The sequence below is a fragment of the Streptomyces sp. NPDC048434 genome, assembly GCF_043200375.1.
Lineage (GTDB): Bacteria > Actinomycetota > Actinomycetes > Streptomycetales > Streptomycetaceae > Streptomyces.
Genome location: NZ_JBICXQ010000017.1, coordinates 148,652 through 168,135, shown reverse-complemented (window position 1 = coordinate 168,135; position 19,484 = coordinate 148,652). Strand labels below are relative to the sequence as shown.

Here is a 19,484-nt window from a genome sequence, read left to right as displayed (position 1 = left end):
CCCGGCGGCAGACAGGGCGGCACGGGCGGAAGAAGCAGAGAGGTGGTGAGCGTCGTCGAGTTCCGGATCGACCGCCGCAGCGGCGTCGCCACCTATCTCCAGATCGTCCAACAGGTCCAGCAGGCACTGCGGTTGGGCATCCTGGTGGAGGGCGACCGCCTGCCGACCGCCGCACAGGTCGCCGCCACGACCAAGGTCAACCCCAACACGACCCTCAAGGCGTACCGCGAACTGGAGCGCGAGGGCCTGGTCGAACCACGCCCCGGCCTCGGCACCTTCGTCAGCCGTACGCTGGCCCGCCCGGAGTCCGCGGCGGACGCCCTGCTGCGCGAGGAGCTCCGCTCCTGGATGGACCGCGCCCGCGGGGAGGGGCTGGACCGGGAGGACGTCCAGGCGCTGGTGAACTCGGTGCTGCAGGACCGGTATCCGGACGGCTGAGCGGGACGGGGCGGGCTCCCGCCTGCTCGCCCCGCCGCCCGTACCGCACCACGCTTGACCCTCACGCCACGTCAGGCCCCAGCCTGAAGAACGGCACGCCCCGCCACCGGTGACACCACCACCCGCCCGCCGCGACCACGCCACCGAGGCCGCCCACCGCCTCGCCCCCGAGGACGGCGCCGGCGCGGTCCTCAAGGCGGTCGAGCGCCTGGGGTGGTGACACGACCGGGGCCGGAGTGGCGAGACGACGGGCACGAGGCGGCGAGACGACCGGAGGCCTTGGAGTGTGAGACGGCCGGGGGCACGAAGCGGCGAGACCACCGGAGGCCTTGAAGTGTGAGACGGCCGGGGGCACGAAGCGGCGAGACCACCGGAGGCCTTGAAGTGTGAGACGGCCGGGCCCCCATCCGCTCCCCCGTTCCGCTCCCCCGCTCACCCATCCGGACGCCCGGCCCGGCAAGGCTCACCCGCCGGGCCAACCTCCACCCGTTCGGCGGCCCGGCGGCCCGCCCCAGGATGCGACCACCCGCCACAAGGCGTGGGCTCACCACTATGACCACATTCCGCAAACGCCCCCTGCTTCGCCGAATGCTGCTCCACGCCATAGCCACGGCGGCCATGGGCTCCGTCCTCACGCTGGCGGCATCCCAGGTGGCCCACGCCGCCCCCGCCGGCACCTGGACCCACCCCACGACCGCCCATTACCGCATCAGCTCGCCCTACGGCGTACGCGGCACCTGGCGTGCCGGCCACCACACCGGCATCGACCTCGCCGTCCGCTCCGGAACCCGGGTCAGATCCGTGGGGTCGGGCACCGTCGTCCTCGCCAAGAGATCAGGCGCCTACGGCAAAGCCGTGACGATCCGGATGCACGACGGCCGCTACATCCTCTTCGGTCATCTCTCGCGCATCACCGTCCGCCCGGGCCAGAAAGTCCGCGCCCGCACCCGCCTCGGCTACAGCGGCGCCACCGGCCGCGTCACCGGCCCCCACCTCCACTTCGAGGTACGCAGGAGCCGCCGCTACGGCTCGGACATCAATCCCCTCACCTACCTCGCCAGACACGGCGTCCGTCTCACCTCGCGCTCCTTCGCCCGCTGATCCCCGCAGGCGGCGCAGGTGTGGGCCCGGCCCACCGGCATCGGACGCCGGGCATCGGACGCCGGTGGGCGACAAGCACCCCGGCGACCGGGCGCCTCACACGTAGTTGCCGTACTCCACCGTCACTCGGCACGAAAAAGCCCCCACCGGATATCCCCGGCAGGGGCTTTGACGTGTTGTCTGTGGAGTGTTCACGCATCGGATCGACCTGCGGTGCAGGGAACGGTTTGAAGGTCGCTTCCCATGTGCCGTGTGACCGTTTCCCGTGGTTCGGAGCGGTTCAGGTGGTTGGTGGAGCTACGGCCGGACGTCCGGGGCTGCGGGGGCCTGCGCCCCGGCCCCCTGCCCTCCGGGCGGCGGATCAGCCCGCCGCCACCGCGCCTTCCGGCACCCCGAACCACTCCCCCAGCGCCTCCGCCAGCCCGTCCGTCGAGGCCGGCGCCTGCGCCCCCGCGTCGGCTGCCCAGGCCGTGAAGCCGTCCGGCCGGACCAGGACCGCCCCCAGTTCCGGGCGGGACGGGCAGCCGGCCGTCACGATGTCGACGCGCCCGGCGTACCCCGCGGCGCGGGCCCTCACCTCCGGGTCGTCGGCGAGGTCCAGCAGGAGCGCCCGGCCGCCGTGGAGGTGGTCCGCGAGCCGGCTGCCGTCGGCGAGTTCGAGGTCCGGGGCGCTGCGGCCGATCAGCGGGTGGTCGCCCGGCAGCTCGTACCGCACCCCGGCACCGGAGAGCCGCGCGACGAAGTACGTGGTGCCCGCGACCGTCTCCGTCAGATCGGTGACGATCTTCCGCAGGGCCCGCGACTGCGGGTCCGGGCGCATGGCCGCGATCTGGGACCGGGTCCAGTCCAGGACCCACGCCCCGACCGGGTGCCGCTCGGCGGTGTACGTGTCCAGCAGCTCCTCCGGCGCCCGGCCGCCGATCACGGCGGCGAGCTTCCAGCCGAGGTTCATCGCGTCCCCGATGCCCAGGCTCAGCCCCTGGCTGCCGAACGCGGAGTGCACGTGCGCCGCGTCGCCCGCCAGCAGCACCCGGCCCTTGCGGTACTCGGTGACCTGGCGGGCGTGGTCGGTGAAGCGGGTCGCGGTCCGCACCTCGGTGATCGTGACGTCCACGCCGGAGACGTGGCGCAGCCGCGCCTGGAGATCCTCGGCGGTGACCGGCGCCTCCCGGTCGGCCGGCGGCCCGCCGAACTCCACGGTGACGACGCGGCCCGGCATCGGCCCGTAGGCGTACACCCCGGTGTCCGTGGCGGTCCAGCCGACGTTCAGGTCCTCGTCCCCGGTCATCTCCACGACCGCCTGGTGACAGGTGATCTCCGGATCCGTACCGGGGAAGTCGAACCCCGCAAGCTTGCGGACCATGCTGCGGCCGCCGTCGCAGCCCACGAGCCGGCCGGCGCGTATCGCCTCGCCGCTTGTCCGCACGGTGACGCCCCTGTCGTCCGCGTCGAAGCCCGTCAGCTCCACTCCCCGGCGCACGTGGACGCCGAGCTCGTCCGCCCGTACGGCGAGCAGCCGCTCGACGTCCTGCTGCGCCACGAAGCTGATCCCGGCGGCGGGTCCAGCGTCGCCGAGGCCCGGCCCCGTCCGGTCGACCAGGTCGGCGCGCAGCATGATCCCGGCGAAGTGCCCGACGATCCTGAGCCCCTGGCCGGGGGCCCCGTCCCCGCCCTCGTCGTTCCGTTCGCGCAGGAACGCCCGGAAGCGGTCCATCGTCTGCCGCTGCACCTCTGCCAGCGCGGGCAGCATGCCCCGGCGGTAGAGCGCCTCGGCGCTGGGCGTGGTGATCGCCGCGCCCTTGATTGTCTGGTCCGCTTCGGTGAGGCGTTCCAGGACGGCCACCCGCGCGCCCCCGAGCCGGAGTTCACAGGCCAGCATCAGTCCCACCGGGCCGCCTCCGGCCACCACTACGTCATAGTCCATGGCGCTCACTATGAACGACCGGGTGACGGCCCCCTTCACCGCCCTGAACAGCCACAACAGGCCCCCGACGTCAAGGGGCGCGGCCTCGCGCGGACAGGTCGGCGGGCGGTCCCGCGCCCCTCCCCGGCCTCCCCCTCCCCGTGCCGGTCACCTACACGGGGGAAGTCCTCGCCGGCCACCGCTGAGCAAAGCAACGGTGTGGGACATGGCTTGACGGAGAGCCAGAACGCGGCGTCCGGGGGGATGCGATGGTCGGTTTCGGCAGATCAGCCGGAGTGGCTGCCCCACATCAACTCCAACGTCCCCCGGAAACACAAAGATCCCGCCCGATCTGAACGACCGGACGGGATCTCGTCAACTACCCCTGTTCCCCGGGTGGTGGTTCCCGTGTTGCCTCACTGGCGGTTGGAGTCGAGCCATTCGGCGTGGTTCCACATGACGGGCGTGGCGCCGACGGGCTCGAAGCGGATGTCCGGGTCGTTGCTGTGAACCAGACAGATCATGCGGCGTCCGAGAACGGTGGCCCGGCGGGCCTGGCCGGCGATGATGTCGAGGACGATCTGGGCGGACTCGGGCTCGATCGTGGTGAAGTGGTCGTAGTTGGTGAGGCTCAGGACCAGGCCGGCCCGGTGCGGGGTATCGGTGTATCCGCCGTCGCAGGCGACGTCGCCGAGGCAGTCGTTGAGTGCGTCGAGGTTGTGGCCGTAGTAGCCGGGGAAGTCCAGTGCGGCGGCGATGTCCCGGTGCATGGCGGCCAGTGTCGTCCAGCGGGCGGCGTCGAGCTCGACGACGTGGTGGTCGAGGTCGCGTAGTTGCCCGGTGGTCTCGTCCAGAAGGTGTCGGCGCCAGTACAGCGTGATGAAGGTGTCCATCGTCAGCCGCAGGGCGAGGTCGCTGGAGGGTCGGGGGTCGGGTGCCGTCACGGTGGCCGATCTTATGACCCAGGTCTCCGCCACTGGGATCGCCGGGCGTTCCGCCGGTGCCCGGCCGGACTCCGCCTGGAGGGCGGAATGGGCTGGTGCCAAACGCGGTGACCATGGAGATCTACACGCACGTGCCCTCGGAGTCGACGCGGAAGGCACTGCGGAAACCGGGCAAGCATCTCGGCAACCAGGCGGATCCCACGTAGTTGCTGTACTTCGCTGCTGTACAGCGCGAAAAAGCCCCCACCGGGCTATCCCGGTGGGGGCTTTGACGTGCGGTCGGTGGACCTGAGGGGATTCGAACCCCTGACCCCCTCGTTGCGAACGAGGTGCGCTACCAGCTGCGCCACAGGCCCTTGCGACGAATGAAACTCTAGCATCTCGGTCGCGGTGCTCGGAAATCGCTTCCGGTGCTGGTCAGCGGAGGGCCGTCACTCGTTCGCCGCGCGCGGGCGGTCCTCGTTCTCGTACTGGTCGAAGAGGGGGGTGCGGCCGCGGGTGCGGCGGCCGGGGTGGGTGGGGCGGTCCCGCTGGGGGGTTTCGGGCTGTGGGCGGTCGGGGGCGGCGCTGGAGCGGGCGGAGCTCCAGGCGTCCTCGGCGTCCAGGTCGACGTGGCTGGTGGCGCGGGGGGCGACCGGCGCGGTGACGTACGTGGGGAGGGGGACCGGGATCGGGTCCCAGCTGCCGGCGGCGGGGCGCGGGCGTTCGCGTTCGCGCTGCTGGTCGACCCACTCGGCGTGGTCGGTCTCCTCGACCAGGGCGCGGCGGCCCGCGGTGTGGGCGGGGGTTGCGGGGCGGGGCGGTTCCGGGGCGGCGTCGGCCGGGGTGTCAGCGCGGACGTCGGCCGGGTGGTCGTCGGCGGGCGGCTGCTCGGCCGCCTGCTGAGGGCGGGGCCGGCGCTCCCGCAGTCGCTGTGCTGCCGCCTCCGCCTTGCGCCGGTCCATGGTGAAGGTGAAGCGCCGCCGCTCCTGGGCCCGCAGGTAAATGATGTACGCGGTCAGGAGGAGGGCGGGGAGGGCGGGGGCCCAGAGGAAGGGGAGGCCGCCGACCGCGGCGACGATGGCGCCGGCGGTGAAGGTGAGGAAGAGGACGGTGGTGGTGCGCCGGCGGCGGGCGAGGGCCTTGGCGCGCTTGGTCCGCTCGGCGGCGGAGGGGCGCGGCGGGGCGGTCTGCACCCGGGTGTGGGGAGCCTCGGCCGGGTTCGCCGGCGCGGGGTCGCCGAAGGCCCGGGCGGCGGCCTCGTCGGCCGGGGCGTCCGGGTCCGCGTCGCCGCCCGCATCGTCGGCGGGGTACTCCCCGTGCGCCTTGTCGTAACGGCGCTGCATGGCCGCCCGTCCGGACAGCAGCCGGATGGCGGTGCTGAAGCGCTCGGTCGGACGGGCCTCGTTGAGCTCGTCCTGCCTACGGAGCCACATCGGCACCAAGTAGGCGGCCCAGGCCCCGACGATGACTGCGTAGATGAGGCCGCTGCTTCTCACAACTCACACGGTAGAGGGGTTTGCATGGGGCCATCCGCCAATTGGGCCGGTGTGTCGCACGATCTGGCTGATATCTCGAACTTTTTTGTGATGGTAGAGATCAGCGCGTCCGCCAATCCGGTCAATCAGGGAATGCATTCGAACATTTATTTCATTTGTGGGGTGTGCCGGGAGTACTGGGCTTCTCCCGCCGCCAGCGGTTGAGCAGGCCTTCGGGCACTTCTTCCGCGGTGAGGGCGAAAACCAAGTGGTCGCGCCAGCCGCCGTCGATGTGGAGGTAGCGCGGACGCATGCCCTCTTCGCGAAAGCCGAGTTTTTCGACCACCCGGCGGCTGGGAACGTTCTCCGGGCGAATGCAGACCTCGATGCGGTGCAGTCCCACGGACCGGAAACAGTGGTCGACGGCGAGCGCCACGGCGGTCGGGATGACGCCGCGGCCGGCGACTTCCCGGTCGACCCAGTAGCCGATATGGCCGGAGCACATGGAGCCCCAGGTGATGCCCGCGACCGTCAGCTGACCGACGACCTGGCCGCGGTATTCGACGACGAACGGCAGCATCCGCCCGGCGTGTGCCTCGGCGCGGAGATGGCGGACCATCTGACGGTACGTGGGGCGGTGCGGCGGGGCGAGGCCGGGCGGGGGCGGCGGGATGGTCGCTTCCCAGGGGCGCAGCCAGTCGCGGTTACGGCGGTTGACCTCGCGCCAGGCCCGTTGGTCGCGCAGCTTTATCGGGCGGAGGGTCACCACTCCGTCCGTGAGGACCACCGGCCACGGCGCGTTCAGCTCGGGCTCCCGGAAGGTCTGGGGTGGTCGCCGCCACGGATCTGGTCGACGGCGTGCGACAGCAGGTCGGTGAGGACGGCGAGGCCGTCGCGGACTCCGCCGGAGGAACCGGGGAGGTTGACGATCAGGGTCGTACCGGCGACGCCCGCCAGGCCCCGGGAGAGCGCGGCGGTGGGGACCTTCGTACGGCCGGCGGCGCGGATCGCCTCGGGGATGCCGGGGACCTCGTAGTCCAGGACCCGGCGGGTGGCCTCGGGGGTGCGGTCGGTGGGCGAGAGGCCCGTTCCGCCGGTGGTGAGGACGACGGCGTAGCGGGAGGAGGAGACGGCTCCGCGCAGGGCGGCTTCGACCGGGTCGCCGTCCGGCACCACCTGCGGGCCGTCGACCTCGAAGCCCATGGCGGTCAGGCCCTCGGCGAGCAGCGGGCCGCTCTTGTCGGCGTAGATGCCGGCCGCGGCACGGTTGGAGGCGGTGATGACCAGGGCGCGGGCGGGGCTCATGACCGGCTCCAGTCGCCGGACTTGCCGCCGGTCTTCTCCTCCACACGGATGTCGGAGATCACCGCGGTCTTGTCGACGGCCTTGATCATGTCGATGACGGTGAGCGCGGCGATCGAGACGGCGGTCAGGGCCTCCATCTCGACGCCCGTGCGGTCGGTGGTCTTGACCGTGGCCGCGATCTCGACGGCGTCGTCGGTGAGGGAGAGATCCACCGTGACGCCGGAGACGGACAGGGGGTGGCAGAGCGGGATCAGCTCGGGGGTGCGCTTGGCGCCCATGATGCCGGCGATCCTGGCGGTGGCCAGGGCGTCGCCCTTGGGCATGCCCTCGCCCCGCAGCAGCTCGATGACCTGCGAGGAGACCAGAACGCGGCCGCGGGCGGTGGCCGTGCGGGCGGTGACGTCCTTCGCGGAGACGTCGACCATCCGCGCCGCGCCCGCCGCGTCGAGATGGGTGAGGTGTTGCTGGCCGCTGCTCATCGTTCTCCCGTTACCAAACTGCCGCCTGTGGGACGACACCGTACCCCCGGCGGCAGCGGGCTACCCGAGCAGGACGATGTCCACGTCCGCGCCCGCGGCGACCTCGGTGGTGTCCTCGGGGACGATGATCAGCGCGTTGGCGTGCGCCATGGCCTTGATCAGGTGGGAGCCGGAGCCGCCGACCGGGGTGACCGTACCGGCCTCGGCGTCGTAGGAGCCGCGCAGGAACTGGCGCTTCCCCTCGGGTGAGGAGGCGATGGCGTCGGTGCACCGCGCGGGGGTGGTGGGGCGGTGCACATCGGGCAGACCCATCAGGGCCCGGATGGCGGGGCGGACGAACAGCTCGAAGGAGACGTACGAGCTGACGGGGTTGCCGGGCAGCGCGAGCAGCGGGGTGCGGTCGGGGCCGATGAGGCCGAAGCCCTGGGGCTTGCCGGGCTGCATGGCGAGCTTGCGGAACTCGACGGCGCCCTCCTCCGCGGACAGCGCGGTCAGGGTCTCCTTGACCACGTCGTACGCGCCGACGCTGACGCCGCCGCTGGTGACGAGGATGTCGGCCCGGATGAGCTGGTCCTCCAGGGTGGAGCGGAGGGTCTCGGCGTCGTCGGCGACGGCGCCGACGCGGTAGGGGATGGCACCGGCGGCGCGGGCGGCGGCGGTGAGCTGGAAGCTGTTGGAGTCGTGGATCTGGCCGGGGCCCAACGCCTCGCCGGGCTGGACCAGTTCGCTGCCGGTCGACATCACCACGACGCGGGGGCGGGGGCGCACCTTGACCGTGCCGCGGCCGATGGCGGCGAGCAGGCCGATCTGGGAGGGGCCGAGCACCGTGCCCGCCCGCAGGGCCGGCTCGCCTTCGGTGACGTCGCTGCCGCGGACGCGGATGTGGGCTCCCGCGGCGGCCGGGCGGTGGACACGGACCTCGCCGGCCGCGTCCTGCGGGGCGGCGCTGTGGGCGCGCATCGTGGCGGCCGGTCCCTCGCCCGTGCCGCCGTCGGTCCATTCGACGGGGACGACGGCCTCGGCGCCGGGCGGCAGCGGGGCGCCGGTCATGATGCGGACGGCCTGGCCGGGACCGACTTCCGGCAGCTCGCCGCTGCCCGCCGCGACGTCGCCGATGACGGTGAGGGCGACCGGAGCCGCTTCCGTGGCGCCCGCGACATCGGCGGTCCGGACCGCGTAGCCGTCCATGGAGCTGTTGTCGAAGGGCGGCAGGGCCACGGGGACCGTGATGTCCTCGACCAGGACGCAGCCCTGGGCTTCGAGGAGCTGCAACTCGATCGGGTCCAGCGGGGCGATCCTCGCCAGGACGTCGTCGAGATGCTCGGCCACCGACCAGACGCGGTCCTGGTGGCGGGTCTGGCCGGTGGTGCCGTTCAACGTCTTACATCTCCTCGGTGACGTAACTGCGCAGCCAGGTCCGGAAGTCCGGGCCCAGGTCCTCACGTTCGCATGCCAGTCTGACAATGGCACGCAGATAGTCGCCGCGGTCGCCGGTGTCATAGCGGCGGCCCTTGAAGACCACGCCGTGCACCGGGCCGCCGAGGGCGGGGTCGGCGGCCAGCGCCTGGAGGGCGTCGGTGAGCTGGATTTCACCGCCGCGGCCCGGGGCCGTCTTGCGCAGCACCTCGAAGACGGCCGGGTCGAGGACATAGCGGCCGATGATGGCGAGGTTGCTGGGGGCCTCGGCCGGGTCGGGCTTCTCGACCAGGTCGGAGACGACCACGACATCGTCGTCGCCGGTGGGGGCGGCGGCCGCGCAGCCGTAGAGGTGGATCTGCGCCGGGTCGACCTCCATGAGGGCGATGACGGAGCCGCCGTGCTGCTCCTGTATCTCGACCATGCGCTGCAGCAGCGGGTCGCGGGGGTCGATCAGGTCGTCGCCGAGGAGGACCGCGAAGGGCTGGTCGCCCACGTGCGGTGCGGCACACAGCACCGCGTGGCCCAGGCCCCTGGGGTCGCCCTGCCGTACGTAGTGCATGGTCGCCAGGTCGCTGGATTCCTGCACCTTGGCGAGCCGGGACTCGTCGCCCTTGCGGTGCAGGGCCTCTTCGAGCTCGTAGTTGCGGTCGAAGTGGTCTTCCAGCGGACGCTTGTTGCGGCCGGTCACCATCAGGACGTCGGAGAGTCCGGCGGCGGCCGCCTCCTCCACCACGTATTGGATGGCGGGCTTGTCGACGACCGGGAGCATCTCCTTGGGTGTGGCCTTTGTGGCGGGGAGAAACCGGGTGCCGAGGCCGGCTGCAGGGATGACAGCCTTGCTGATCCGTGTGTGCGATGGGGTCATGCGCGACACCATAACCGGCCCTATCGGAACGATGATGAGGGTCTGGTGAATAGAGCATGAGAGCGGGAGCAAGGGCGCACAGTGAGCATTGATTACGATAGAAAGCACAGGTTGCGGCGGGATCTCCTGGAGGTGAGGAGAGCGTTGCCACCGGATGTCATCGCCGCGACGGGTGAGGCGCTGGCCCGGCGGACGCTGGAGCTGGACGAGTTGGCCGCGCCCGTCCCCCCGCGCCCCGGCACCCCGCCGACCGTCGCCGCCTATGTGTCGATAGGTGGCGAACCCTCCACCCGTGCCCTGCTGGACCGGCTGCGGGCGGCCGGGGTGCGGGTGCTGCTGCCCGTCCTGCTGGCGGACAACGATCTGGACTGGGCGCGCTACGAGGGCGCCGAGCGGCTGGTACGGGCCGGCCGCGGGCTGCTGGAGCCGGACGGGCGGCGGCTGGGCCCCGAGGCCGTCACGGAGGCGGATGTGGTGCTGCTGCCGGGGCTCGCGGTGGACCGCGGCGGGCTGCGGCTGGGGCGCGGCGGCGGCTCCTACGACCGGGTGCTGGCCCGGTTGGAGCGGGCCGGCGCGCGGGCGTCGCTGGTGGTGCTGCTCTACGACGCGGAGGTGCTGGCCGAGGTGCCGGCCGAGCCACACGACCGGCATGTGCATGCCGCGGTGACCCCGTCGGCGGTGCACCGGTTCACGGCGCCGGGGGCCCGTACGGAGGACTGAAGCGCCTTGTATACGGGCGGGCCGGGAGTCACGGTCGGCGCGGAGCACAAAAAAAGCCGTCGGGCGGACCGGAGACGTCCGGCCCGCCCGACGGCGCAGCGCTCACCAGGTGGCGGCGGGAGCGCCGCCCGCCCCTACGGCGACAGGGTCAGCGTGTCCTTGCCCGCCTTCTTGACGGCGTCCTCGCTGTACGCCCAGGGCAGCAGGTCGCCCTTGGCCCACTTGTCGGTCTGGTCGTAGTAGTGGGCGTCGTAGGCGTGCCCGGAGGCGCCGGTGAGGTTGATCCAGCGGGACTTGTCGAGGTCGGCGAGGTTGACCACCATCCGCATGGACGGGACCCAGGTGACCTTGTAGCCGCCCGCGGCGTTCCAGCCGGTGGCGTCGACCGCGGCCTCGCCGCCGCCCAGGTTCCAGGGACCGCGGTTGAACAGGCCCTGCAGCATGCCGGGACCGTCCGTGCCCAGGGTCTGGTTCTTCAGGAACATCTGGTGCAGCCGTCCCCAGCTCCAGTTGTCGATGTTCTTGCCCAGCTTGGAGGTCAGCTCGTAGCGCGCGTCCGTCATGGCGTGCGCCAGGAGCTGGTCGCGGTTCTTGTCGCCGGGGCGGTTCGGCCGGTCCTCGGTCTTCCACCAGGCGTTGTTGGGGTCGTCCAGGATGCCGCGGACGACCTCGTACCAGCGGTCGCCGCCGTCGGGCTGGGCGCTGTCACCGTCCCGCTCGCCGCATTCGCGGACGTACTTGTCGTTCTCGTCGGCGGGGCCGGTCTCGTCGGCCGGGCGGACGGTCAGGCACTGGCCGTCGGGGCGCAGCTCCTTGGGCATCTTGTTGCCGAAGGCGAGCTTGAGGGTGTTGCGCCAGACGGCGTTGAAGTAGGCGGCCGCGGCGGAGTCGGGCTCCTGGGTGAAGTCCCAGCCCTCCAGCAGCTGCTGGGCGTCGCGGACGTACTTGTCCTTGATGTCGATCTTCGTGAGGTAGGGCGTCAACAGCCGGGCGATCTCGCTGCTGTTGTCCTTCTGGAAGGCCTGCATGTCGTCGGTGGAGACCTTGCCGCCGTCCTTGATCTTCGACTCGATCAGGTCGTTGATCCGCTGGCTGCGGGAGCCGTAGCCCCAGTCCTTGGTGAGCAGGTAGGGGTACTTCTCGTCGGTGACGGCCTGGTTGGCGGTGACGATGTAGCCGCGCTGGGGGTTGTACTCGTACGGCAGCGCCTTCTGCGGGATGTAGCCGCTCCACTGGTACTTCGGGTCCCAGCCGGGCGCCGGGAGGGTGCCGTCGAAGTGGCCGTCGCCCTTGCCGCGGACCGGGATCCGGCCCGGGGCCTGGTAGCCGATGTTGCCCTTGGTGTCGGCGTAGATCAGGTTCTGCGAGGGGACCTCGAAGTGGCCGGCGGCCTTGCGGAAGCCGTTCCAGTCCTTGGCGCGGTCGAGCTCGAAGATGGAGTCCATGGACTTGCCGGGGTTCAGCGCGGTCCAGCGCAGCGATACGGCGTAGCCGTCGCCGCGGTCCGGTGCGGCGTTGCCGACCGGGGCGTCCTTGCCGACACTGGCCAGTTCGCTGTCGCGGTCGGAGACGATCGGCCCGTTGTTGGTGGAGCGGACGGTGATCTCGCGGCTCTCGCCGTCGGCGACCTTGATGGTCTCCTTGCGGGTTATGAAGGGCTGCTGCTTGTTGTCGTAGAGGTAGCCGTTGGCGGTGACCCTCTCCAGGTAGAGGTCGGTGACGTCGGCACCGAGGTTGGTCATGCCCCAGGAGATGTCCTGGTTGTGACCGATGACGACGCCGGGCATACCGGAGAAGGTGAAGCCGGAGACGTCGTAGTTGCACTTGGGTCCGGTACTACGGCAGTGCAGGCCCATCTGGTACCAGAGCGAGGGCATCTGCGGTGCCAGGTGCGGGTCGTTGGCGAGCAGCGGCTTGCCGGTGGTGGTGTGCGCGCCGGAGACGACCCAGGAGTTGGAGCCGATGCCGTTGCCGTTGGGGCCGAGCAGCGCCGGGACCTTGTCGAGGGTCTTGGACAGCGAGGACAGCTGCGACTGCAGGCCCGCGGTGGCGCCGACGGCGGTGGCGGGGGCGGCGTTCGCCGAACCCTTGGGCGAGAACTCCTTGCCGCCGCGGTCGACCTCGCCGCCCTCGACGATCGGCTTGTTCCGCCTGTACGGGTATGCCGGGTAGAGCTGGGCGATCTGCGCCGGGGTGAAGCGGCTGGTCATCAGGGAACGGTCGATCTCCTCCTGCATGTTGCCGCGGAGGTCCCAGGCCATCGCCTTGAGCCAGGCCACCGAGTCGACCGGCGTCCACTTCTCGGGCTTGTAGTCGTTCTGGAGGTCCAGCGCCGCGTACTCCAGGGACACCGCCGAACCCTCGTGGTCCTTGAGGTAGGCGTTGACGCCCGCCGAGTAGGACTGGAGGTACTTCTTGGTGCTGGGCGACAGCTTGGTGTCGTACTCCTTCTGCGCCACGTCGTGCCAGCCGAGGGTGCGCAGGAACGAGTCGGACTTGACCTGATCCTTGCCGAACATCTCCGAGAGCCGGCCGGAGGTCATGTGGCGCCGTACGTCCATCTCCCAGAAGCGGTCCTGGGCCTGGACGTACCCCTGGGCGCGGAAGAGGTCCTCGTCGGTGTCGGCGTAGATCTGCGGAATGCCGTTGGCGTCGCGGGTGACGTCCACCGGGTTGGTCAGGCCCGGGAGTTTGAGCGAGCCGGTGGTCTGCGGGAACGAGGCGCGGACGGTACTGACACCCCAGAACGCGCCGGAGCCGATGCCCGCCACGAGCAGCAGCACGACCGTGATCGCTACGAGGCGGCCGCGCCGCCCCTTCTTTTTCCTGGGGACTGGGCCGGACTTGTTGGCGGGCATCTCTGTCCTTCGAGGGGCAGGGTGGGAGTGCTGGAGCAACCATAGGCGCACGGGTTCGGCGACCCCTACGCGGAGTCACCGCCAGCACATTCAACCTTCAAGCAATGGTAAATTGTTAGCCTCAGTAACTAGATACGGTAAGGAAAGACCCCGGAACCCGTGCGAGGAAGGACCAGCTCCTGACTGTCGACCACCTCAACGAACTCCTGCTGATCTGCTCGCTCGTACTGCTCATCGCGGTTGCTGCGGTACGGCTCTCCTCGCGCAGCGGGCTCCCCAGCCTGCTCATTTATCTGGGGATAGGCATCGCCATAGGACAGGACGGCCTGGGCGGTGTCGTCTTCGACAACGCCGAGCTGACCCAACTCCTCGGCTATACCGCGCTGGTCGTGATCCTCGCCGAGGGCGGTCTGGGCACCAAGTGGAAAGAGATCAGGCCGGCGCTGCCCCGGGCGGTGGCTCTTTCGACGGTCGGCGTCGCGGTGAGCGTGGGGGTCACCGCGGCCGGAGCGCACTATCTGGCCGGGCTCGACTGGCGCCAGGCACTGCTGATCGGCGCCGTGGTGTCCTCCACGGACGCCGCGGCCGTCTTCTCCGTGCTGCGCAGCGTGCCGCTGCCGGCCCGGCTGACCGGTGTACTCGAAGCCGAATCCGGCTTTAACGACGCCCCCGTGGTCATCCTCGTCGTCGCCTTCTCCACCGCGGGGCCGGTCGAACACTGGTACGTGCTGCTCGGTGAGATCGCCCTGGAGCTGGCGATCGGCGCCGCGATCGGGCTGGCCTTCGGCTGGCTCGGCGCGTACGGCCTGCGGCATGTGGCACTGCCCGCGTCCGGCCTGTACCCGATCGCCGTCATGGCCATCGCGGTCTCCGCCTACGCGGCCGGTGCGCTGGCGCACGGCTCGGGCTTCCTCGCCGTCTATCTGGCCGCGATGATCCTCGGCAACGCCAAGCTGCCGCACGCCCCGGCCACCCGCGGCTTCGCCGAAGGCCTCGGCTGGATCGGCCAGATCGGCATGTTCGTGCTGCTCGGCCTGCTGGTCACCCCGCACAACCTGCTCGACGACTTCGTGCCCGCGCTGCTGATCGGCATGATCCTGACGCTGGTGGCCCGGCCGACGTCCGTCTTCGCGGCGCTGCTGCCCTTCCGGGTGCCCTGGCGGGAGAAGACCCTGCTGTCGTGGGCCGGCCTGCGCGGTGCGGTGCCGATTGTGCTGGCCACGATCCCGATGGTGAGCGATGTTCCCGGCAGCGACCGGGTCTTCAACATCGTCTTCGTGCTGGTCGTGGTCTACACACTCGTCCAGGGGCCGACCCTGCCCTGGCTCGCCAGGCGGCTGCGGCTGGGCGACGGCGAGGAGGCCGCGGACCTGGGCATCGAGTCGGCGCCGCTGGAGCGGCTGCGCGGCCATCTGCTGTCCACGTCCATCGGCCGGTCGTCCCGTATGCACGGCGTCGAGGTCGGCGAGCTGCGGATGCCCGCGGGCGCCGCGGTCACCCTCATCGTCCGGGAGGGCGCCAGCTTCGTGCCGTCGCCCTCGACGGTGCTGCGGCACGGCGACGAGCTGCTCGTGGTCGCCACCGACCCGGTGCGCGACGCGGCCGAACGGCGGCTGCAGGCGGTCTCGCAAGGCGGCAAGCTGGCCGGCTGGCTGGGGACGTCCGGCCCCTCGGGGCGTCGGGGACACCACCACCGCTGACGGCCGGCCTAGGTCGGGGGAAGCGGGAAATGTGCTGCAGATCTCCACGGATCCCAAGGAAAACTGCGTGAAGCCCTGGCCAATCCCAGGGCTTCACGCACTGCGGCCTGTAGTATGAAGAGGCAACATCGACGAACCAACTCTGCCTGATGCAGAGCTGGCGCGACCGCTCGGCGGCCGCGGTCCCCTGCCCCACGCAGCCACCCTCCCCGGTGCGGACCACGCGGTATCACTCGGTCCTGCGCGAGAGGACAGCTCTCGGCGCGTGCCCGTGACGACCTCGCGGGTGGCGCGCTACCAGGCGGCAGAAAGGCCCGGCCGTGGCATCCGCGGTCAAGGACTCCCGTTCCGGATACGGACCACTGCTCCGCACCCCCGGTGCATGGACATTCCTGCTGCCCGGCTTTCTGGCCCGGCAGCCCTTCGCCATGCTGACGATCGGCATCGTGCTGCTCGTCGAATCCACCACCGGCTCGTACGGCACCGCGGGCGCGGTGTCCGCCGCGACCGGTGTCTCGATGGCCCTGTTCGCCCCGCAGAGCGGCAAGCTCGCCGACCGCTTCGGCCAGCGCGCGGTGCTGATCCCCGGCGTACTGGTGCATGTCACCGGCGTCGCCGCACTGACCACCCTCGCCCTCGCCCACGCCCCCCTGTGGGCGCTGTTCGCGGTGGCCGTCCCTACGGGCGCCTCGACGCCGCAGGTCGGCCCGATGGTGCGGGCCCGCTGGGCCGCCCGGCTCGGCGGCAGCCCGCTGATGCCGACGGCCGCCGCCTTCGAGTCGGTGACCGACGAGTTCACCTTCGTCGTCGGCCCCGTACTGGCGACCGCGCTGTGCACCGGCATCCATCCGGCGGCCGGTCTGGTCGCCGAGGCCGCGCTGACGCTGGCCGGCGGGCTGCTGTTCGCCTCCCAGCGGCGCAGCCAGCCTCCGGTGCACCGCCCGCAGGACGGCGACCGGCCGCGTGTCTCGGCGCTGTCGGTGCCCGGCGTACGCGTACTGATCGTGGCGTTCCTCGGCATCGGCGCCGTCTTCGGCGGTATGCAGGTCTCGCTGACGGCGTTCACCCAGCACATCGGGCAGCCCGGTATCAACGGCGTGCTCTACGGGGTCTTCGCCGGCGGCAACATGCTCGCCGGTATCGCCTGCGGGGTCATCGCCTGGAAGGTCGGCCCGCGGCGCCGGCTGCTGGTCGCCTACGGGCTGCTGGCACTGGCCACCACCCCGTTGTGGGCGGTGACCGCGGTGCCGCTGCTCGGCGCGGTCGGCCTGGTCGTCGGCCTGTGCATCGCCCCGGCCCTGATCACCGGCTACACGCTGGTCGAGTCGCTGGTGCCGGCCGGCGCCCGCACCGAGGCCTTCACCTGGCTGACCGGCGCGGTCGCGCTGGGCCAGGCGGCCGCGGCCACCTGCGCAGGTCAGCTCGCGGACGGCTTCGGGCCGAGCACCGGATTCCTGGTGCCGCTGGCCGGTACGGCACTGGCGCTGACGGTGCTGCTGGCGCTCCGCGTCCATCTGCTGCCGCGCTCGTCGACGGTGGCCGCCGGCGCCCTCGCGCACGGCGTGGATGCCGAGGTCCCGGCCGTTTCCGAGGACCGGGAACGGGAGCTGGCGCGCGCCTGACCGAACGTGGAGTCGGTCACCGTACGGCGGTCACGGTGGACTGTCGGGCGGGAATACTGCAAGATGGAGCGTCGTTAGCACTCATCGAGTGAGAGTGCCAGGAGGAAGACAAGTGCCGACGTACCAGTACCAGTGCACCGAGTGCGGCGAGGGCCTCGAGGCGGTGCAGAAGTTCACCGACGACGCGCTCACCGAGTGCCCCGGCTGCAACGGACGCCTCAAGAAGGTGTTCTCCGCGGTCGGCATCGTCTTCAAGGGCTCCGGCTTCTACCGCAACGACAGCCGCGGCTCGTCGTCCAGCAGCAGCCCCTCGAAGAACGCCTCCGCGTCGGGCACCTCGTCCTCCTCGGACTCGTCGAGCTCCTCGTCCGGCAGCTCCTCGTCCGGCGGCTCCTCGTCCGGCGGCTCGGACACCAAGTCCTCAGCCCCGGCCGCCGCGTCGTCGTCCGGCAGCACCTCGGGCTCCAGCTCCGCGGCCTGAACCACAGCTCCTCGGACCCCGCCGTCACCGACGGCGGGGTCCGCTGTCTTACGGGTTTCTTTCGTCCCCGCCACCCGGCCGTCCGCGGCCGCCATGCCCCGATAGTGTGACCGGCATGGCTGACGCGGAGATTGGCGTTATCGGCGGATCGGGGTTCTACTCCTTCCTCGACGACGTGACCGAGATCACGGTGGACACCCCCTACGGGCGCCCCAGCGACTCGCTGTTCCTGGGAGAGATCGCCGGCCGCCAGGTCGCGTTCCTGCCCCGGCACGGCCGCGGCCACCACCTCCCGCCGCACCGCATCAACTACCGCGCCAACCTGTGGGCGCTGCGCTCGCTCGGTGTGCGCCAGGTCCTCGCCCCGTGCGCGGTCGGCGGCCTGCGCCCCGAATACGGCCCCGGCACGCTCCTGGTCCCCGACCAGCTCGTCGACCGCACCAAGGCCCGCACCCAGACCTACTTCGACGGCGAGGCCCTCCCGGACGGGAGCGTCCCGAACGTGGTCCATCTGACCTTCGCCGACCCGTACTGCCCCGCCGGGCGCGAGGCGGCCCTCAAGGCGGCCCGCGGCCGGGAGTGGGAGCCGGTCGACGGCGGCACCCTCGTCGTCATCGAGGGCCCGCGCTTCTCGACCCGCGCCGAATCGCGCTGGCACGCCGCTCAGGGCTGGTCGGTGGTCGGCATGACCGGCCACCCCGAAGCCGTCCTGGCCCGTGAACTGGGCCTGTGCTACGCGTCATTGGCCCTGGTCACCGACCTGGACGCGGGCACCGAGACCGGCGACGGCGTCTCCCACGAGCAAGTCTTCCGGGTGTTCGCCGAGAACGTGGACCGCCTGCGCGAGGTCCTGTTCGACGCGGTCGCCGCCCTGCCCGGCGCCACCGCCCGCAACTGCCTGTGCACCGACGCCCACGCCGGCTGGGACCTGGGCATCGACCTGCCGTAACGCCCCGACGGGCCGCTCGGCCTCCCTCTCCCGGGTGGCCGGGTTGTCCACAAGGAAGGGGTCGTACACAGCCCGCAGCGGGCCGGTGCGGATTCCGGCACGGTGAGGAGCGCCGGTTCATCCGAAGCCCTCACCGCAGGCGGTGCCCACCATGTCCCGTACGCCTTCCGCTCCCCCTCGCCTCGCCGACCCCGACCTCCTCTTCCCGCCGCTCCCCACTCCCCCGCCGTGTGATGTGCCGCACTTCACTCCGGTACGAGCCGGCGGCATCCGGCACCGATGGGGACGGGGCGCACGGCAGCGGATGCTGGCCGCCTGCCTGGCGATGACCGCCGCAGCACTGGCCGGCGGAGCCTCGTACGGTGCCGTACGAGCCGCTCCCGCTCCCGGCTGTCCGTCGGCAACGGCCTCGGGAGCGCGGTGACCATGCTCCAAGATCAAGTGGCATCCGCACCTCCCTCACGCGAAACTGCTGCGAGTGGCGGGGCATCCGCCGCGCGCCAACGGGGGTGCGCTCACCGCACCACCACCGCGGTATCCGTCCACGGCGTCCGCAGGGCCGACACCCTCCGCCGGATGCACACCGGGGCTTCGGCCGATCGCCGGCTCGTGGTGCGGGACTGGACACCTCCGCCCTGCCCTGCCGTAAGTTGCGGTGCTGATTGTTGGTGCACCATCCGTAGTGAGCGTGGAAAGAGGCTGTCAGTTGAGCGAGAGCAAGGGCGTCCTGCAGGGGTTCAAGGAATTCCTGATGCGCGGCAACGTCATCGAACTCGCGGTCGCGGTCGTCGTCGGTGCTGCCTTCACGAACATCGTGAACGCCGTGGTCAAGGGCGTGATCAACCCGATCATCGGCGCCCTGGGCTCGCAGAACCTCGACAACTACAAGGCCTGCCTCACCGTCTGCCACACGGACAAGAAGACGGGCGCCTTCACCGACGGCATCTACATCCTCTGGGGCTCGGTGCTCAGCTCCGCCCTGACGTTCCTGATCACCGCCGCGGTCGTCTACTTCCTCATGATCCTTCCGATCAACAAGTGGAAGGAGCGCCAAGCGGCCAGGAGGCCGGTCGACACCCCCATGGACCCGACCGAGATCGAGCTGCTCACCGAGATCCGCGATGCGCTGGTCGCGCAGCGCACCGGCTCACCGTCCGTGCCCTCCCCCACCTCGGGGATCATCGGCACGCAGAAGACTCAGCAGTAGCAGGCGCCAACGGCGGCCGGCACACGCCGCCCCCTC

17 protein-coding genes and 1 tRNA gene are annotated in these 19,484 nt (G+C 71.3%); 8 read left to right on the top strand and 10 right to left on the bottom strand.

Going from position 1 to position 19,484, the window contains the following annotated elements; translation table 11 throughout:
* Positions 1 to 42: 42 nt before the first annotated feature.
* On the top strand, positions 43 to 438 hold the full coding sequence (locus ACGFWI_RS21350) for a GntR family transcriptional regulator (RefSeq protein WP_393907541.1): 396 nt from the start codon (positions 43 to 45) through the stop codon (positions 436 to 438).
* 588 nt (positions 439 to 1,026) lie between these two features.
* On the top strand, positions 1,027 to 1,539 hold the full coding sequence (locus ACGFWI_RS21345; RefSeq protein ID WP_393907540.1) for a M23 family metallopeptidase: 513 nt from the start codon (positions 1,027 to 1,029) through the stop codon (positions 1,537 to 1,539).
* A 361-nt stretch (positions 1,540 to 1,900) separates the two neighbouring features.
* Here the strand turns inward: ACGFWI_RS21345 and ACGFWI_RS21340 are convergent, their stop codons facing one another.
* The 9 genes from ACGFWI_RS21340 to galU form a co-directional block, all read right to left on the bottom strand.
* Positions 1,901 to 3,463, bottom strand: coding sequence for an FAD-dependent monooxygenase (locus ACGFWI_RS21340; RefSeq protein ID WP_393907539.1), 1,563 nt, complete (start codon positions 3,461 to 3,463; stop codon positions 1,901 to 1,903).
* 395 nt (positions 3,464 to 3,858) lie between these two features.
* The gene (locus ACGFWI_RS21335) at positions 3,859 to 4,386 is read right to left on the bottom strand and encodes a barstar family protein (RefSeq protein WP_393907538.1); all 528 of its coding nucleotides are present in this window, start codon (positions 4,384 to 4,386) and stop codon (positions 3,859 to 3,861) included.
* A 283-nt stretch (positions 4,387 to 4,669) separates the two neighbouring features.
* Positions 4,670 to 4,742: transfer RNA gene (locus tag ACGFWI_RS21330), tRNA-Ala, on the bottom strand.
* Positions 4,743 to 4,817: 75 nt separating this feature from the next.
* Positions 4,818 to 5,864: a hypothetical protein gene (locus ACGFWI_RS21325; protein ID WP_393907537.1), complete on the bottom strand. Its 1,047-nt coding sequence runs from the start codon at positions 5,862 to 5,864 to the stop codon at positions 4,818 to 4,820.
* A gap of 151 nt (positions 5,865 to 6,015) precedes the next feature.
* Positions 6,016 to 6,630 carry a GNAT family N-acetyltransferase gene (locus ACGFWI_RS21320; protein WP_393907536.1) on the bottom strand — a complete coding sequence of 205 codons (615 nt, stop codon included), beginning with the start codon at positions 6,628 to 6,630 and terminating at the stop codon, positions 6,016 to 6,018.
* A 14-nt stretch (positions 6,631 to 6,644) separates the two neighbouring features.
* Positions 6,645 to 7,148 (bottom strand): molybdenum cofactor biosynthesis protein B, encoded by a 504-nt coding sequence (locus ACGFWI_RS21315; protein WP_393907535.1) that lies wholly within the window; start codon positions 7,146 to 7,148, stop codon positions 6,645 to 6,647.
* Positions 7,145 to 7,627, bottom strand: coding sequence for a cyclic pyranopterin monophosphate synthase MoaC (gene moaC / locus ACGFWI_RS21310; RefSeq protein WP_393907534.1), 483 nt, complete (start codon positions 7,625 to 7,627; stop codon positions 7,145 to 7,147). The genes ACGFWI_RS21315 and moaC overlap by 4 nt, the downstream gene beginning before the upstream one ends.
* A 60-nt stretch (positions 7,628 to 7,687) precedes the next feature.
* Positions 7,688 to 9,004, bottom strand: a complete 1,317-nt coding sequence (glp, locus tag ACGFWI_RS21305; protein WP_393907533.1) for a gephyrin-like molybdotransferase Glp — start codon at positions 9,002 to 9,004, stop codon at positions 7,688 to 7,690.
* Positions 9,005 to 9,008: 4 nt separating this feature from the next.
* The gene (gene galU, locus ACGFWI_RS21300) at positions 9,009 to 9,911 is read right to left on the bottom strand and encodes a UTP--glucose-1-phosphate uridylyltransferase GalU (RefSeq protein ID WP_393907532.1); all 903 of its coding nucleotides are present in this window, start codon (positions 9,909 to 9,911) and stop codon (positions 9,009 to 9,011) included.
* Positions 9,912 to 9,998: 87 nt separating this feature from the next.
* Between galU and ACGFWI_RS21295 the strand changes: the two genes are divergently transcribed.
* Positions 9,999 to 10,631 carry a 5-formyltetrahydrofolate cyclo-ligase gene (locus ACGFWI_RS21295; RefSeq protein WP_393907570.1) on the top strand — a complete coding sequence of 211 codons (633 nt, stop codon included), beginning with the start codon at positions 9,999 to 10,001 and terminating at the stop codon, positions 10,629 to 10,631.
* Positions 10,632 to 10,765: 134 nt separating this feature from the next.
* Here ACGFWI_RS21295 and ACGFWI_RS21290 read toward each other — a convergent pair whose 3' ends face one another.
* Positions 10,766 to 13,489, bottom strand: a complete 2,724-nt coding sequence (locus ACGFWI_RS21290) for a penicillin acylase family protein (RefSeq protein WP_393907531.1) — start codon at positions 13,487 to 13,489, stop codon at positions 10,766 to 10,768.
* Positions 13,490 to 13,668: 179 nt separating this feature from the next.
* Between ACGFWI_RS21290 and ACGFWI_RS21285 the strand changes: the two genes are divergently transcribed.
* The 5 genes from ACGFWI_RS21285 (at position 13,669) to mscL (ending at position 19,448) form a co-directional block, all read left to right on the top strand.
* Positions 13,669 to 15,189 carry a potassium/proton antiporter gene (locus ACGFWI_RS21285; RefSeq protein WP_393907569.1) on the top strand — a complete coding sequence of 507 codons (1,521 nt, stop codon included), beginning with the start codon at positions 13,669 to 13,671 and terminating at the stop codon, positions 15,187 to 15,189.
* A gap of 320 nt (positions 15,190 to 15,509) precedes the next feature.
* Positions 15,510 to 16,811 carry an MFS transporter gene (locus ACGFWI_RS21280; protein ID WP_393907530.1) on the top strand — a complete coding sequence of 434 codons (1,302 nt, stop codon included), beginning with the start codon at positions 15,510 to 15,512 and terminating at the stop codon, positions 16,809 to 16,811.
* Between the two features lie 112 nt (positions 16,812 to 16,923).
* Complete coding sequence (locus ACGFWI_RS21275; protein ID WP_393907529.1) at positions 16,924 to 17,292, top strand: FmdB family zinc ribbon protein; 369 nt, start codon at positions 16,924 to 16,926, stop codon at positions 17,290 to 17,292.
* Between the two features lie 115 nt (positions 17,293 to 17,407).
* Positions 17,408 to 18,241 (top strand): S-methyl-5'-thioadenosine phosphorylase, encoded by an 834-nt coding sequence (locus tag ACGFWI_RS21270; protein WP_393907528.1) that lies wholly within the window; start codon positions 17,408 to 17,410, stop codon positions 18,239 to 18,241.
* Between the two features lie 706 nt (positions 18,242 to 18,947).
* Positions 18,948 to 19,448 carry a large conductance mechanosensitive channel protein MscL gene (gene mscL / locus ACGFWI_RS21265; RefSeq protein ID WP_393907527.1) on the top strand — a complete coding sequence of 167 codons (501 nt, stop codon included), beginning with the start codon at positions 18,948 to 18,950 and terminating at the stop codon, positions 19,446 to 19,448.
* Positions 19,449 to 19,484 lie beyond the last annotated feature (36 nt).